Annotated in this window: 19 protein-coding genes; 7 read left to right on the top strand and 12 right to left on the bottom strand. The window is 57.7% G+C overall.

The window, feature by feature from the left end:
- Window positions 1-108: 108 nt before the first annotated feature.
- Entirely contained in the window at window positions 109-363 is a 255-nt protein-coding gene (locus tag ACJSDX_RS10800) for a DUF2798 domain-containing protein (RefSeq protein WP_407994680.1), read from the bottom strand.
- Window positions 357-1100, bottom strand: coding sequence for an SDR family oxidoreductase (locus tag ACJSDX_RS10795; RefSeq protein ID WP_407994679.1), 744 nt, complete (start codon window positions 1098-1100; stop codon window positions 357-359). The genes ACJSDX_RS10800 and ACJSDX_RS10795 overlap by 7 nt, the downstream gene beginning before the upstream one ends.
- A gap of 125 nt (window positions 1101-1225) precedes the next feature.
- Between ACJSDX_RS10795 and ACJSDX_RS10790 the strand changes: the two genes are divergently transcribed.
- From ACJSDX_RS10790 to ACJSDX_RS10770, 5 genes are all read left to right on the top strand, one after another.
- Entirely contained in the window at window positions 1226-1831 is a 606-nt protein-coding gene (locus ACJSDX_RS10790) for a TetR/AcrR family transcriptional regulator (protein WP_407994678.1), read from the top strand.
- A gap of 52 nt (window positions 1832-1883) precedes the next feature.
- Window positions 1884-2168, top strand: a complete 285-nt coding sequence (locus ACJSDX_RS10785) for a CopG family ribbon-helix-helix protein (protein ID WP_407994677.1) — start codon at window positions 1884-1886, stop codon at window positions 2166-2168.
- Window positions 2165-2452 carry a type II toxin-antitoxin system RelE/ParE family toxin gene (locus ACJSDX_RS10780; protein WP_407994676.1) on the top strand — a complete coding sequence of 96 codons (288 nt, stop codon included), beginning with the start codon at window positions 2165-2167 and terminating at the stop codon, window positions 2450-2452. Before ACJSDX_RS10785 ends, ACJSDX_RS10780 begins: the two co-directional genes overlap by 4 nt.
- A 188-nt stretch (window positions 2453-2640) precedes the next feature.
- Window positions 2641-2850: a hypothetical protein gene (locus tag ACJSDX_RS10775; RefSeq protein ID WP_407994675.1), complete on the top strand. Its 210-nt coding sequence runs from the start codon at window positions 2641-2643 to the stop codon at window positions 2848-2850.
- A gap of 9 nt (window positions 2851-2859) precedes the next feature.
- Complete coding sequence (locus tag ACJSDX_RS10770) at window positions 2860-3267, top strand: hypothetical protein (RefSeq protein ID WP_407994674.1); 408 nt, start codon at window positions 2860-2862, stop codon at window positions 3265-3267.
- A gap of 49 nt (window positions 3268-3316) precedes the next feature.
- On the opposite strand, the gene ACJSDX_RS10765 is transcribed toward ACJSDX_RS10770, so the two are convergent.
- Entirely contained in the window at window positions 3317-5236 is a 1920-nt protein-coding gene (locus tag ACJSDX_RS10765; RefSeq protein WP_407994673.1) for a peptidase U32 family protein, read from the bottom strand.
- 126 nt (window positions 5237-5362) lie between these two features.
- Between ACJSDX_RS10765 and ACJSDX_RS10760 the strand changes: the two genes are divergently transcribed.
- Window positions 5363-5569, top strand: a complete 207-nt coding sequence (locus ACJSDX_RS10760) for a hypothetical protein (RefSeq protein ID WP_309564314.1) — start codon at window positions 5363-5365, stop codon at window positions 5567-5569.
- Window positions 5570-5604: 35 nt separating this feature from the next.
- On the opposite strand, the gene ACJSDX_RS10755 is transcribed toward ACJSDX_RS10760, so the two are convergent.
- From ACJSDX_RS10755 to ACJSDX_RS10730, 6 genes are all read right to left on the bottom strand, one after another.
- Window positions 5605-6831 (bottom strand): hypothetical protein, encoded by a 1227-nt coding sequence (locus ACJSDX_RS10755; protein ID WP_407994672.1) that lies wholly within the window; start codon window positions 6829-6831, stop codon window positions 5605-5607.
- A gap of 176 nt (window positions 6832-7007) precedes the next feature.
- Entirely contained in the window at window positions 7008-7799 is a 792-nt protein-coding gene (locus ACJSDX_RS10750; RefSeq protein ID WP_407994671.1) for a transglutaminase family protein, read from the bottom strand.
- Between the two features lie 13 nt (window positions 7800-7812).
- Window positions 7813-8781, bottom strand: coding sequence for an alpha-E domain-containing protein (locus tag ACJSDX_RS10745; protein WP_309564311.1), 969 nt, complete (start codon window positions 8779-8781; stop codon window positions 7813-7815).
- A 4-nt stretch (window positions 8782-8785) separates the two neighbouring features.
- Window positions 8786-10207, bottom strand: coding sequence for a circularly permuted type 2 ATP-grasp protein (locus ACJSDX_RS10740; RefSeq protein WP_407994670.1), 1422 nt, complete (start codon window positions 10205-10207; stop codon window positions 8786-8788).
- A 151-nt stretch (window positions 10208-10358) separates the two neighbouring features.
- Entirely contained in the window at window positions 10359-12038 is a 1680-nt protein-coding gene (locus ACJSDX_RS10735) for an ABC1 kinase family protein (protein ID WP_407994669.1), read from the bottom strand.
- A gap of 30 nt (window positions 12039-12068) precedes the next feature.
- Window positions 12069-12404: a hypothetical protein gene (locus ACJSDX_RS10730; protein WP_407994668.1), complete on the bottom strand. Its 336-nt coding sequence runs from the start codon at window positions 12402-12404 to the stop codon at window positions 12069-12071.
- A 240-nt stretch (window positions 12405-12644) separates the two neighbouring features.
- On the opposite strand from ACJSDX_RS10730, the gene ACJSDX_RS10725 reads away from it, so the two are divergent.
- Window positions 12645-13151: a C40 family peptidase gene (locus ACJSDX_RS10725; protein ID WP_407994667.1), complete on the top strand. Its 507-nt coding sequence runs from the start codon at window positions 12645-12647 to the stop codon at window positions 13149-13151.
- An 18-nt stretch (window positions 13152-13169) separates the two neighbouring features.
- Here the strand turns inward: ACJSDX_RS10725 and ACJSDX_RS10720 are convergent, their stop codons facing one another.
- The 3 genes from ACJSDX_RS10720 to ACJSDX_RS10710 all read right to left on the bottom strand — a co-directional run bounded on the left by ACJSDX_RS10720 (window position 13170) and on the right by ACJSDX_RS10710 (window position 15339).
- Window positions 13170-14072: a ZIP family metal transporter gene (locus ACJSDX_RS10720; RefSeq protein WP_407994666.1), complete on the bottom strand. Its 903-nt coding sequence runs from the start codon at window positions 14070-14072 to the stop codon at window positions 13170-13172.
- A 15-nt stretch (window positions 14073-14087) separates the two neighbouring features.
- The gene (locus ACJSDX_RS10715; protein ID WP_407994665.1) at window positions 14088-14702 is read right to left on the bottom strand and encodes a superoxide dismutase; all 615 of its coding nucleotides are present in this window, start codon (window positions 14700-14702) and stop codon (window positions 14088-14090) included.
- Between the two features lie 124 nt (window positions 14703-14826).
- On the bottom strand, window positions 14827-15339 hold the full coding sequence (locus ACJSDX_RS10710) for a DUF2753 family protein (protein ID WP_407994664.1): 513 nt from the start codon (window positions 15337-15339) through the stop codon (window positions 14827-14829).
- Window positions 15340-15372 lie beyond the last annotated feature (33 nt).

The raw sequence follows: 15372 nt of genomic DNA, 5'->3' as shown, positions 1-15372 counted from the left end.
CTCTGCACACTACCGAAACTGTGACTGTTGCCCATCTGCTAGAGAACAGATAAGGCTGAACAAGCACTGTCCTCAAGTATCGAAAGGCTGATGACGCCTTTGCTTTGTCTAGTCCCTTTCCACGACCCGGTCCAGCAAGCAGTCGATCCGCGGCGCAATCAGGATAATGGACAGGAACACCACGGGCCATGCCGTGATGAAAGCATGGGCCCATTGATGCAGGAAGAGAGGCGCAGGCATGCCGCGCAACGCCAGGATCACCGCCGACACGATCAGCGAGGTTACCGCCGACATGACAAAGGCGAACAATGGCTTGCGGTACCGGGAGTGCAGGCGCCTGCCATGCGGCGGCAACCTTACCAAGGCAACGCTTCGCCCTGATGGAAGAATCCGCCGCTGGGCCCTTCCGCGCCCAGTGTGGCGAGTTGTGCGCTGGTCTTGCCGCTGCCATCCACCTCCATCGGGGCGTTGGCGCCGCCAAGCGCTGTCTTCACCCAGCCGGGATGGGCGGCATTGACCTTGATCGCCGTATGCTTGAGCTCGTGCGCGAGATGCACGGTATAAGCGTTCAAGGCGGTCTTGGATGTATTGTAGGCGACGCTCTTCGCCTGCTCGATAGGCGAATCCGGCATGCTGTGCAGGCTGAGGGAAGCGAGGATGCTGGAAAGGTTGACGATTCGCCCGGCCTTGGAGCGCTTGATCAAGGGCAGCAAGGCCTGGGTCAGCTCAATCACGGCGAAGAAATTGACCTCGAAGGTATCGCGCAGCACCTTGCCTTCCACTTGGCTGCTGTTGTTGCCGCCGACCAGGTTCTCTTTCAAGATGCCTGCATTATTCACCAGGATATCCAGCTTGCCGAAATGCTGATCGACAAACGCCGCCACCTGGGCGGCGGCCCCTGGCTTGCCCGCTTCGTAAGGCACCACGACAGCCTTGATGCCTAGCGCCTGCAATTTTTCCGCTGCGGCTTCGCCGCCTGCGGGGTCGCGCACAGCCAATATCACCTGGATGCCTTGCTCCCCCAGTTCCTTAGCGGTTTCGAAACCGATGCCGCGGTTGGCGCCGGTAATCAATGCAACCTTGCTTTCCATGTTACTCATGCTGATCTCCTATATTTATGTACCATACGGTAAATAAATATTAAACGGTGCGAAAATACATTGTCAAATAATTTTTAACCAAGTGGTACAATATTATTAATTCGATAGTGATTGCGAGTATGAACATGGCTGACATCAAGAAACCACGGGGCCGCCCCAGCAAATTCGACCCGGAGGCATCCCTGGAGATTGCGATGCGATTGTTCTGGGCCCATGGCTATGAAGGCACCTCGGTCGCGGAGTTGACCGATGCCATGGGAATCAACAAGCCAAGCCTGTATGCCGCGTTCGGCAGCAAGGAGAAATTATTCGAGAAAGCGCTGCAGCGATACATCGCCGGCCCGATTGCATTCGTTTCGGCGGCGCTCGGCGAACCCACTGCCTACCGCGTGGTAGAAAAACTATTGTCGGAAAGCGTCCATTTCCTTACTGCGCCGGATTCGCCCCGCGGCTGCATGGTCAATACGGGGTCGCTGAGTTGCAGCAAAGAAACCGCCGCGGTCAAGGAAACACTGGCGAAATACAGGCAACAGTTCGAAACTTCCCTGACGGCGCGCCTGCAACGCGCCCAACGAGAAGGCGACCTGCCTGGGCAAACCAATCCTGCCACCCTCGCCAAGTACATCGCCACCTTGCATCAGGGCATGAGCACACAAGCCGCCAGCGGTGCCAGCCGCGAAGCACTGCTGGATATGACAAGGCTTGTGCTGGACAACTGGCCATCTCGTTGACATTCCTGCATCAAGGTGTTACTTTATTGCTACCAACACTAGCAGTATGCCAATGACAACCACCAGCCTCAAATTGCCAGACAACCTGAAAACGCGCATCAAGCAACTTGCCGATGCGACAGGAAAGACTGCGCATGCCTTCATGCTGGACGCGCTCACAGAACAAACCTTGCGAGAGGAAAAGCGGCAGGCGCTGATCGCCCGCGCCCTGGAGGCAAAAGCCGAACATGGACAATCCGGCACCGCTTATGCGGCAGAAGATGTGCATGCCTACCTGCGCAACAAGATACAAGGCCAGCATACAACCAGACCCAAACCCATCAAGCAGACACGATGACCAGCATCGTCTACTCCTCGGCTGCATTGGAGGATATTGAAAGGCTAGTGGATTTTCTGCTGGAGCAATCAGGCGAATGGGCCATGGCCACCTTCGATATCATCGATCACGGTATCTCGCTGCTGGCGTTGCACCCGGATATCGGCCGGCCAATATCCGGCACGGACTTGAAGGAACTCGTGATTTCACGCGGGCGAAGCGGCTATATCGCGCTGTATGAATTCGACCCGCTCACTGACCAGGTATTGATACTGGCGATCAGGCACCAGCGCGAGCTTGAATGAAAGTAATATTGAAATCGCCAGAACCTGGATTCGCTCAACTCATACTGCCCACCTCGAGCAGATGCGTCTTACACAAGCAATGCAACTAAAGCCCATCATCCAAATACTGCACGTCAACCCTGACCCGCAGATACCTGCCTAACTCAGACAACTCCACCACATCAATCCTGCGCTCCCCGGATTCAATCTTGGCAATCACACACAAAGTCACACTAGATATTCCAGATATCCCACATGGACATGGGCTATCTTTCAAGCGGGGAGTAGCAGATGGATTACTCGATACCAAAGAACATGAGAGCCTGCCTCATGATACTCACTCAGCCAGCTATCAACGTGGGATAGCCCTTGGCATTACATTCAAAAATGAAATTGCGAAACTCGTAAAAAATATTTAAGACAAGAAAATGCATCTTCTCCTTACTATATCAATTTGCATCATGTTAACGGCTTGTGGACTGGCATATCAGAAGCAAGTAAAAGAATTACTCAGCCGCTCCACCACTACAGACTGGGGATATCTACATGATGAACATGAGTATCAAGAAAAGCGCTTAATTCAGGAAATGCTGAAAGATCCGGACAGTGCAAAATTCCGGTTTGGATCAACCCAACGAATGGTGAAGAATGTTGGAGGTAGGCCTACCTTGGTTTGGATTTCTTATGTATTCGTCAATGCAAAAAACTCTTTTGGAGGTTATACCGGCGAGAAAACCTATGCATTTGCCTACAAATGCAACCTCACCAAAGATTGTAAATTAGTAGACTATGCAACACCCGGCCAGTATGCCGACCAGTTAGATTGGCAATTGTGAATTAAATAGAGTTCACAATTTAAGTTACTTGCATCATCTGATTGAGTAATTAGACAGGTCGTTTGGCGAAAAACTGCACTGGCTGCGGTTGCGGCATTTGCAGCACGTTCTTGCGTACCTTGCCCATGACGTGCATTTCGCAGCGCTTGCAGTCGAACTTGAGGCTGATCCTGTCCTTGCCGCTGATCAGCGTCATGGGTTCGGCGGTAATCGTGCCCTGCACGCCGATCACGCCTTTGGCTTCCTTCGGGCACATGGCGAAGCTGTAGCGCAGGCAGTGCTTGGTGATCATCACCGGCACCTCGCCCAGCTCCTCGTTCGCTTCGTAGGCGGCGGCAATCGCCTGCACGCCGTGCTTTTCGTAGAACTCGCGCGCTTTCTTGTTGTAGACGTTGGAGAGGTAGCTCAGCGTATCCTGCGGGTATTGCGCAGGCGGCTCGGCGGGCTTGCCGGGCCCGGGGCGCTCGTAACCGAGCAGGCGCGTGGCTTGTAGCTGGGCCACTGCTTCGCGCCGGAGCTGGTTGACGACGGAATTGGGAATGAACCATGCAGCCTTGAGGTCCAGCGCAACTTCGCCAGCTGAAAACTCGGTATTGCCGAGCTTGGCAAGATTGTCGCGGATATTGGCTTGCGCTTTTTCCGCCTGCTCGGCCGGCTGCTTTTCCGCGCTGGTTTGCACATAGGCCATGAAGCCGTCTTCGTCCTGCATGCTGAGCGCGAAGCCGTCCGCCGTTTCATGCAGCATCATCGCCACACTGATTTTTCGCTGGGCGGAATCCTTTTCCAGCAAACGCAGGAAGGCATGGTCGCGGTTGCGGTAGACCTTCATGTTGCGGCGCATGTCGGCGGGCATTTCGTTCGGGTAGAGGCGCTTGCCCTGCACGGTGTTGATGCGCATGCCGGTGAGTTCCTTGTGCACGTCGAAGAAACACACGCCGTCGCCGTTGTGCAATTCCAGCGAAGTTTCCACTTCAAAATAATCCGGCCCGACCTTGGTGACGCGGCCGATTTCCTCGCCCGCGAACTTGGGCGTATCGAACGCGCCGACGTCCTCGCCGCGTCCGTGCAGGAAGTATTCGGTGGTGCTGCGGTTGAAAGTTTTTTCCGGCTGCGGCACGAAGCTGAAGATCGCGCGGCCCGAGGAGGCGCGGCGGTAATGCGGGCTATTCTCGAGGATGTCGTCCAGCAACTGGCGGTAGTAGGCCGTGGCGTTCTTGACGTAGGCGATATCCTTGTAACGCCCCTCGATCTTGAAAGCGCTCACGCCCGCCTCCGCCAGCGCGCGCAGGTTGGCGCTCTGGTCGTTGTCCTTCATCGACAGCAAGTGCTTATCCTTGGCGAGGATGCGGCCCTGGCTGTCTTCCAGCGTGTAAGGCAGGCGGCACTCCTGCGAGCATTCGCCGCGGTTGGCGCTGCGCCCGGTGTGGGCGTGGCTAATGTAGCACTGGCCGCTGAACGCCACGCACAGCGCACCATGGATGAAATACTCCAGGTTGCACTTGGTAGCGGCTGCGACCTTGCGTATGGTATTGAGGTCCATCTCGCGCGCGAGCACGATCTGGGTGAAGCCGACCTGGTCGAGGAACACCGCCTTTTCCACGGTGCGGATGTCGGTCTGGGTGCTCGCATGCAGCTGGATCGGCGGAATATCCATCTGCAGCAGGCCCATGTCCTGCACGATCAGCGCGTCCACGCCCGCGTCGTACAATTGCCAGGCGGTCTGCCGCGCTGCTTCGAGCTCGTTGTCGTGAAAGATGGTGTTGAACGCCACGAACACTTCGGCATGGTAGCGGTGAGCATGCGCCACCAGCCGCGCAATATCCTGCACCGAGTTTTCCGCCTTGGCGCGCGCGCCGAACGCCGGGCCGCCGATATACACGGCATCGGCGCCGTGGTTGATCGCGGCAATGCCGTAATCGGCATTCCTGGCCGGAGCGAGCAATTCAAGATGGCGGCGGCTTTGGGTCATGGCTTGTAGGAATAAAGCGAATGGCAAAAGGATGCGCAATATACCATAATCACGCAAGGGATAGCGCCGAATTGCTCAGGCGCATCAATATGATACAAGCAAAAACAATATGATCAGGAGCACTCCATGCGCATCAACACCATCCGCAACATCTGCTTCACCATCTGCATCCTGTGCATACTTGCCAGCCTGTTGCTCGGCGTCGCCATGATTTGGGACTGGATCAAGGATTCGGATTTCATCCACAAGAGCTTCATGACCCTGGGCGTATTGTTCGTCGCCTCGCTACTGACCTTGACGGTGGCCAAGAAGCTGGGCGTAGGCAACGATTAGATTGTGGCTGGTTCCTTGACGCCAACCTCTTGACATCAACCCAGGGATGCTCCTGATTTCACGCCCTCTTCCCGCCCCGCCGCTTCGGTGAGCACCGCCACATTATCCTTGGTGAAGAAGCCCTGGAAATCGCCGAAGCGCTGCACGTATTCCACAATCAGGGACGAATGCTCGGAGGCGTTGGAGAATATCTGCTTCAAGCCTTCCTCGCGCGAACCGATGACGTCGAGCAGGAAGCCCTTCCCCTGCGAGGCGATCGCATTCACGGCGAACTCGATATGCTCGACGCCCTCGCGCTCGCCGTCCTTCACCGCCACCGCGATATGGTGCAGGCGCGGCCCGTAGTTGCGCACGAAGGTTTCGGTGGGCGACGGCAGCTTTTCCAGGTGGTTGACGAAATAAGGCGTGTTGTTGGCGGTGAACACCTTGGCCGGGCTCTTGGATTCCGGCAGTCCGTGCGCGCTTTTGGTGACATTGGTCGATGAGTTCTGGTCGAAGATATTGTAAGCGCCCCAGAAGTAATAGCTCGACCACGATAGGTATTCCAGGATCGCCACCTCGCGGTTCTGGCTGTAGATCCGCGTCGCGAGATGGTCGATCGGCAGCAGCAGGTCGCCGAAATTGAGCTTCTGCTGCAAGGCCTTGGCCGCTTCATAGGCCATCTGCAATTCAGGATCGATGCGGCTTACCCCGAGGGAATACACACGCATTTCTTCCGGTTTGCGCTCCAGGTAGGCGACGATATTATGCGTATAGGGCGAGGGCTTGCTCACGGCGAGGTTGCCTGGCAGCTCCAGCTTGCGCACCTCGTCCTGCGTGAAAAAGCGGAATTCCCGTTCCTGCTGCAGCTTGACTACGTCATGCAGGCTGTCCACGCGGATGATCTCGCCCATGTAGCGGCTATTCGGCTTGCGCGCCCCCACCGGGTAGATTTCGTTGAGGCTGCGAAAAATGCCGCGCAGGTTGGGATCCTTCACTTCCCGCACCAACAGGTCGGGCGAGTCCAGGTCGATGCGCAGCACATGCGTCCAGTGCGATTCGCTCTCCAGCGTCACCAGGTAATGGTACGAAGTCATGAAGCATAGCTCCGCGACATACTTGACCGAATGCCCCGGGTCCACCGTGATCATGAGCGCATCAATCTCATGCACCATCGCGGTCAACCCCACCGCGTCGCGCTCTTCCAGCAACTTGACCAGGTACTCCTCGAAAAATGCCGAGTTCTCCTTGTCCCCGTGGCGGGGAAACTGCAATGAATTCATGCGTTTTCCTTGTAATACTTTCGGCTATCTAAACCAGAAACCTTAAAAACCTGGTGGACAAATCCCCTAAACCGAGCGATGCAGAAAAAGTGGCTGGCAAGGCGCATCCACGCAGACAGTACACTGAAGTACGGCAAGTGGATGCAACGCCGCCAGACGCTTTTTCTGCATCGCGATCATTGTTGGGATTGGAGTTGGCTGACATGCACCCCCACCGTCATCGTCTCCAACCCGCCGCCCACGCGCATGCCGCTCACAGGGCAGGCGTCGCCGTAATCCAGGCCGGTCGCCAGGCGCACGTGCACGCCATTGGTCCTGCAACGGTTGGATACGTCAAAGCTGGTCCAGCCGGACGGCATCCATGCATCAGCCCAGGCATGGCTTTCCATCAAGCTGCCGTCATTAGTGAACAGGTAACCGCTCACATAGCGTGCGGGGATGCCCAGGTGACGGCAGCAAGCAATGAAAATATGCGCATGGTCCTGGCAGACGCCGTGCCCGCTGCGGAATGCTTCGGCAGCGGAGGTATCCACGGCAGTCACGCCACGGTTGTACGGCACTTTGTCCACGATCGCATGCATCATGTCGTCCAGCGCTTGCTCGTTAGGCTGATTGACTCGGAATTGCTCCGCAAAGTTGCGCAGGATTGCATCCGTAACCGTCAGTGCAGTGGTACGCAAATAAATCTCGCGCGGCAGCATATCGTATGCAGGCGGGATATCCAGGCCTGTTTCCACCTCACCCGTGGCCAGGATATTGATTTCTTCATGCGGGGTATCCAGCACCAGCAGATGCGCTGCATTGCCATAGGCATCGTCGTGACGCTGCAGGTGGCCATTGACCCGGATCTCCCAGCGCCTCACCCGCTGGCCGAAGCCGTCCTGCGGCGTCAAGCGCAGTTTCTGGATGGTGTAATTGACAATATCAGTGTAGAGATAATGCGTGCGGTGGTTGATCGTGAACTGCATGGCAATGCTCCATTCATTCAGTCTCGGCGGCTAGGCCATTGATCGGCGCATTCAAGAAGGTGCGCTGGATCTCGGCACCGAGATTGTTGTTGGAAGTGATGAAATCGGTGAGGAATTCGTGCAGCCCTTCCTGGAAAATATCGTTCATACGTCCATAACGCAGCCGTGCGTGCAGCTCGCCTGCAAGACGCCTGCATTCGCTGCTATGGCGGCCGCTGAGCTGGTCCAGGATGGGCGTGATCTCGGAAAAGCAGGCATGCAACGAGCGCGGCATGTCCTCCCGCAATACCAGCAATTCCGCCACCTTCCATGGCTCGATCGCGTCGTTGAACACCTTCTGGTAGGCCTGGAAGGCGGAAACCGCGCGCAATATCGCGCTCCACTCGTAATAATCCACCGCGCCGCCCACTTCTTCGTCGCGGGGCAGCAGCAAATGATATTTGACGTCGAGCAGGCGCGCGGTATTGTCTGCCCGCTCGATGAACGTCCCCAGGCGCAGGAAGCGGAACGCGTCGTCCCGCAGCATGGTGCCGAAGCTCACGCCGCGGAACAGGTGGGAGCGGGACTTCACCCAGTCGCAGAACTCGCCCAGCCCCTTCTGCATCAAGTCCATGCCGACAAACTGGCTGAATTCCAGCCATAGCGCATTGATGTTTTCCCAGGTTTCCGCCGACAGCGTGACGCGCACGGAACGCGCGTTTTCGCGCGCGCTGCGCAAGGTCGAATAGATGCTGGACGGGTTGTGCGTATCCATGGCGAGGAAGCGCACCACGCCGGCCGCCGTCACTTCGCCGTAATCCCGGCGATAGCTGTCCACGCCGCCGGCAATCTGCAATGCAGGCTCCCATAGCGTGGTTTCGCTCTGCGAGGCGTTCGGTACCAACGACATGTTGTAAGTCACGTCCAGCACGCGCGCCATGTTCTCGGCGCGTTCGATGTAGCGCGCCATCCAGTACAAATGATCTGCGGTTCTGCTTAGCATGGCATCAATCTTTCAAAATCCAGGTGTCCTTGGTGCCGCCCCCTTGCGAGGAATTCACCACCAGGGAGCCTTCGCGCAACGCGACACGGCATAACGCGCCCGGCACCAGGCTGACCGTCTTGCCCGACAGCACGAAGGGCCGCAGGTCGACGTGCCGTGGCGCGATCCCCTTTTCCACCAAGGTCGGGCAAGTCGACAACGCCAGCGTCGGCTGGGCGATGTAGTTGGCCGGGTTCGCCAGGATGCGCTGGCGGAAATCCTCCAGCTCCTGCTTGCTGGCGGACGGCCCGACCAGCATGCCGTAGCCACCCGACCCCTGGACTTCCTTAACCACCAGTTCCGCCAGGTTGTCCAGTACGTACTTGAGGTCGTCCGCCTTGCTGAGCTGGTAGGTCGGCACGTTCGACAGGATAGGCTCCTCGCCGAGATAGAACCTGATCATCTCGGGCACATAGATGTAGGTGTCCTTGTCGTCCGCCACCCCGGTGCCCACCGCATTCGCCAGCGTGACGCCGCCATTGCGGTAGACCGAAAGCAGGCCCGGCACCCCCAGCATGCTGTCGGGACGGAAGCTCAACGGGTCGATGAAGTCGTCGTCGATGCGGCGGTAGATCACGTCCACGCGCTTGGGGCCTTCGGTCGTGCGCATATAGACCGCGTTGTTGCGTACGAACAGGTCCTGGCCCTCCACCAGCTCGATGCCCATTTGCTGGGCGATGAAGGCATGTTCGAAATAGGCGCTGTTGTAGGCTCCTGGCGTCAGCAGCACCACCGTCGGCTCATGCACGCCGGCCTGCGCCACGGCTCGCAGGTTGTTGAGCAGGACTTGCGGGTAGTGCTCGACCGGCGCTACCGGGTAGCGGCGGAACAATTCGGGAAACAGGCGCATCATCATCTTGCGGTTTTCCAGCATGTAGGAAACCCCGGAAGGCGTGCGCAGGTTGTCTTCCAGCACGTAGAAGTCGTTTTCGCCGGTGCGGACCAGATCGACGCCGGCGATGTGGGCATAAACGCCCTTGGGCACGTCCACGCCGAACATTTCGGGGCGGTATTGCGCGTTCGCCAATATCCTGGACGGCACAATGCCCGCCTTGATGATGTCCTGGTCATGGTAGATATCGTGCAGGAACATGTTCAGCGCCTTGACGCGCTGGATCGCGCCGTCGGACAGACGCGACCACTCGCCGGCGGAAAGGACGCGCGGCACGACATCGAACGGGATCAGGCGTTCCGCGCCGGCATCCTCGCCATAGACGTTGAAGGTAATTCCTACCCGGCGAAACAGTAGTTCTGCTTCCTGGCGCTTGCTCTCAAGCTGCTGGTGCGGCACCCCTTGCAGCCAGGCAGCGTACTCGGCATAGATCGGCCGTACCGCTTCGTCTTGCAGGAGCATCTCGTCAAAAGGTTTTTTCTTAGCGGTATCCATGCAGAGACTCTCGCAAGGGTCATGCCAGATAAAAACTCCTTGTTATTCATTGCGTTAAAAATACGACAATCAATAACATCCGGCATTTGCACCAAAATAGTGCGCATGCCAGCTACCGCCGGGTGCCAGCACCAGGCTGGCGATGAGAGGCTCAATCCTTGCCGGAACGCCAGATCGAAATCATCAACATGATGCCGATGACGAATGCTAGGAAAAAGCCAAGGAAGCCGAACGCGGGCAGGCCGAAAAGCTCGGGCCCGCCGCGCACTGTCATGACGATGGAAGAGCCGATGATCAACGAGGCTGTGATCAGCGCCATGGTGAGCCGGTTGGTGCTGTGGTCGAGCTGGTGCCCGAAGTGGTCTAGGCGCTTCAAGTCCAGGTTGAGCTTCAACCTGCCCCGTCCCGCCTCCTTCAGCACCTGCGATACGTCGCCGGGCAGGTCGCTCACTGCGCCCAGCGTCTTGCTGAAACCGCGCGTGCCCTTGCGCCACAGCGTCTTGGGCATGTAGCGCTCGATAATGATCTTCTTCACAAAAGGCGTGAGGTGGCTGACGATCTGGAAGTCCGGATCGAGCTGGCGCCCCAGCCCTTCCAGGGTGATCAACGCCTTGAACAGCATGGTGAGGTCAGGCGGCACCGACAGATGGTTCTCGCGCATGATCGTGGTGAGGTCGTTCAGCAGGATGCCGAAGCTGATGTGCTTGAGCGGCGCATTGTCGTAGGTGCAGATAAATTCGTCGACATCGGCCCCCAGCTTGTCCTCGTCCACTACCACGTTGCCCGCCCAGGCGATGAGGATACCGCGCAATGTATCGATGTCGCGCGATACCAGCGCGGCAAGCAGGTCGGCGATTTCATTGCGCCGGTCTAGGCTGATGCGACCGACCATGCCGCAATCAATCACGGCGATCTTGTTTTCCGGCAGGAAGAAGATATTGCCCGGATGCGGGTCGGCATGGAAAAAGCCGTCGATCAAGACCATCTTCATGACGGCATCCGCGCCGCGTGCGGCAAGCAGGGGCAAGTCCATCCCGGCTTGGCGCGCCTCCTCCAAGCTATTGCCCGGTATGCCGTTGATCTTTTCCATCACCAACACGCTTTCGCTGGTGTAATCCCAATAAATCTTGGCGAAACTGGTGGTTTTGTCAGTGAGGAAGTTGCGCGCGAAACGCTCGGTATTGCGCCCTTCCAACGCGAGGTCGAGCTCGCGCTTCAATGACTTGGAGAACTGATCCACGATTTCGGTGGGGTTGAAGCGCCGCGCCTCCTCCACTTCAGCCTCGATCAGGCGCGCGATGTGGTGCAGCAGGCGCAGGTCGGCGTCAATGTTCTCGCGTATGCCGGGCCGGCGCAATTTCAGGATCACCGGGGTGCCGTCCTGCAGCTTGGCCTGGTAGACCTGGGCAATCGAGGCGCCCGCCACGGGCGTGGTATCGAAATCGCGGAATACCTCGAACGGGGACTTGCCAAGCGCTTCCTGCAAGCCGGGCAGCATATCCTCGAATGGCACGGGCGGCACCTGGTCCTGCAGCTTGGATAACTCTTCTATCCAGTTGGGAGGGAAAATATCCGGGCGCGTTGCCAGCACCTGCCCCATCTTGACGAAGGTCGGGCCCAACTCCTGCAGCGCCATGCGCGCGCGCACCTCAGAGGGGAGTTGCATGATTTCACGCGAGGCTTCCGAATTGAGCGCATTGCCCGCCCGGCGCAACCAACTGCGCTTGCCAAGCCGCTCCGCAATGTCACCCCAGCCGTAATGCATGAGGATGCGGCCAATCGCACGCACACGCTTGAAATCACGCATTACCGAAATTGTTTCACGCAGCATAGTCTTCCCGGCCAAAAAACTGAGTTTGTATTATTCGTCCTGATCCAGGCGATCGGCACGCTGCTCGATGCGGGCAGCCACCTCCTTGAGCTTGTGGCTGGCGGCATGGGCCACTTTCGCGCCCACATGCTTGACCGCCTGCTTGCCAGCGCGTTTCAGACGGCTGCCCGTGCCGTGAATGCGCTTGACGACGGAGCCCGCCAGCAGCCGCGCCCGCTCGCGCGACCCCAGCCTGAAATGGCTGGCATATTCCGCCAGGGTTTGCTCCATTTCTTCCGGACTCAAATGGTGCAGCACCTCGCGGCGCCTTGCATCGTCAAGATTGGTCTTCAATTTCTGCATAAGTGGATAAGCGCTCGAACTCATGATGACATGCCTTATTCCAACATCGACAAAGCCATTCTACACCAAGCCATCAAGCTTCCCTTTCCTTATTGCCAAGACAGTCGCGCTGGCCTTATTGCCAAGACAGTCGCGCTGGCCTTATTGCCAAGACAGTCGCGCTGGCCTTATTGCCAAGACAGTCGCGCTGGCGTTCGAGTTTCAGGAAAACTTAAAGAACTGGTTTACAGAACCGAAAATAAACTAATAGAATCGGGACTAGTGATGAAATTACCCGTCATTTTTGCTGTTTTTGTATTGCTGAACCATGTCCCTACCTGGGCGGGAGAGGTCAGCGCTGCCCGGCAGTTCCAGCAGGATGCGATGGAAGCAACGCAGGGCTGGACCGAATCCGTGCAGGAAGTGCTCATCAACGCCTTGAGCCTCACCGGCATCAAGTACAGCTACGGCGGGAAATCGCCAGAAACCGGGTTCGATTGCAGCGGTTTTGTGCGTTATGTCTTCCAGCAATCCACCAGCATGACCCTGCCTCACGGCGCAAAAGCCATCAGCAAGCTCGGACAGCCGGTATCGCAGGAACAGCTGCAACCGGGGGATTTGGTGTTTTTCAACACCCTGAAATCCGCCTTCTCGCATGTCGGCATCTATCTTGGCAACCAGAAGTTCATCCACGCCCCCAGCTCGGGCGGCGGTGTGCAGGTGGTCGATATGACGGACAATTACTGGGCCAAGCGCTTCAACGGCGCCCGCCGCATGGAAGACAGCCGCTAAGCGCCTCAATACTGCACGTCAGGCCAGGGCAGTATCCAGCATCATCATCAGCACGAAACCGACAATCAAGCCGCTGGTCGCAAAGATCTCATGCCCCTTGCGGTGCGATTCTGGAATAATCTCGTGACTCACCACGAACAGCATGGCGCCTGCGGCAATACCCAATCCCCAGGGCAATAGCGCCGCAGAAGAGCTCACAATCGCAGCGCCGAGCACGGCACCTGCCGGTTCAACCAGGCCGCTCGCCATCCCGATCAATATCGCGGTGCGGCGGGAATAGCCCACCACCGCCAAAGCCATCGCCACAACGAAGCCTTCGGGGATATCCTGGATCGCGATCCCGGTAGCCAGTGCGCCGCCGCGCACGACGTCGCCCCCCGCAAAGCCCACGCCGATCGCCAAGCCTTCCGGCACGTTGTGCAGAGCGATGGCAAACACGAACAGCCAGGTACGTTTCAAGGCCAGCGTATTCTCGCGCTCCATGCCCTTGATGAAGTGCTCATGCGGCACCCAGCGCTCTAACGCCAATAACAGTGCAGCGCCAATAATGATGCTGCCGCCCACCATGGAGGCGGCGCCCCATGCGCTCGCGCCTTGGGCCTGGGCCGACTCGATGCCCGGCACGATCAGGGAAAAGGCGCTGGCGGCGAGCATGACGCCCGCCCCAAAGCCGAACAAGGTATCCATGATGCGGTCAGGCAGCTGCTTCCAGAAGAAGACCGGCAAAGTGCCTGCCGCCGTTGCCAATGCCGCGGCGGAGCCTCCCCAAAAGGCATCGCGCACCTGGGGTACGTCCCAGGCGGCTTGCCCCCAATCCCCAAACGATTGCACCAAAAACAGAATCAAGCCCAGAATACCCAGGGCTATCATCCACAGCCATAGCTTTTGCCGGTTGTTAGCGAGAATGAAGGGGAAGTTCATGACACGTTCCAGTCCCTACTTGGACAAGGCTTCCTGGTAACGGCGTGCGACCTCATCCCAGTTGATGACATTGAAGAACGCGCCGATATATTCCGGGCGGCGGTTCTGGTAGTGCAAGTAGTAGGCATGCTCCCAGACATCCAGGCCGAGAATCGGCGTGTTGCCGTGGGACAAGGGGTTATCCTGGTTGGCGCTGCTTTCCACAATCAGCTTCTTCTCGGGAGTCACTGACAACCATGCCCAACCGCTGCCGAAACGCGTCAGGGCAGCCTTGGTGAAGGCTTCCTTGAATGTATCGAAACCGCCGATGTCGGCCTTGATCGCGTCCGCCAAGGCGCCGGTAGGCTCTCCGCCGCCATTGGGGGACATGACCTTCCAGAACAGGCTATGGTTGGCATGGCCGCCGCCATTGTTGCGCACCGGGCCGCGCAGGTTTTCCGGCAGGCTGTCCAGCTTGGCGACAAGCGACTCTACCGGCTCGTCGGCAAAAGGCGTGCCTTCGATGGCCGCATTCACGTTGTTGATATAAGTCTGGTGATGCTTGGTATGGTGGATTTCCATGGTCTGGGCATCGATATGCGGCTCGAGGGCCGTATAAGCATAATCAAGGGGGGGTAATGTATACGCCATTATTTTGCTCCTTAGTTTTTTGATCGTTAAATTTTAGAGGGAATGTTGAACCCGGTTGCCGCAGTCAATCTGCACGAGCTATCTTATGCTTTTTAGCACAGAAAATCTCACTGGGATTCAGGATTTAGTGTAGCGGCTGGTCTTGCAGGCTACAGAACTGCCCGCAGACGCGCAAGGTCCTCGCTACTAAAGGATGTTGACTATACAGATGGCTAAAGTTCAATAGTTCTCTGTATGTACGGCGCCCATGACGCTGGGCTGCTTCGCGCAATGCGCAATGCATCGCGGGGTCGGAGCAAATGCGCGACAGGCATTGGTGCACCTCGCACAGCCGGCATGCTGCAGTATTGATATCTCCCTGGCGGGCATAGACATTGGCGAGGTTATGGTGGGATACCACATAGGCGGCAAACACGGTATCGATCGGCACGGCCTGTTCATCCGCCTGCACGCACTCCCTGAGCAGCAACTTGGCCTGCTCGAGCGCTGTCTGGTATTGCTGCAATGCAAGCTGGTCCTGCTTGTCGGAGTAGGCGCGGTTTCCCTGGCGAATGGTATGTTCCCAAGTCGCGATCGTATGGTCGGATGCTTCGTCAGGTAGGGAAGATATGGTGTCGTGATGCCTGACCGGGCTCATGTGGCTGGCTCTACAATTAATAATGACAATGAG

The sequence above is a fragment of the Methylobacillus draconifructus genome, from assembly GCF_045984355.1.
In the GTDB taxonomy this organism is placed as follows: Bacteria; Pseudomonadota; Gammaproteobacteria; order Burkholderiales; family Methylophilaceae; genus Methylobacillus; species Methylobacillus flagellatus_A.
Note: the sequence above shows the minus strand (reverse complement) of the source record. Positions and strands in the feature narration are given on the sequence as shown.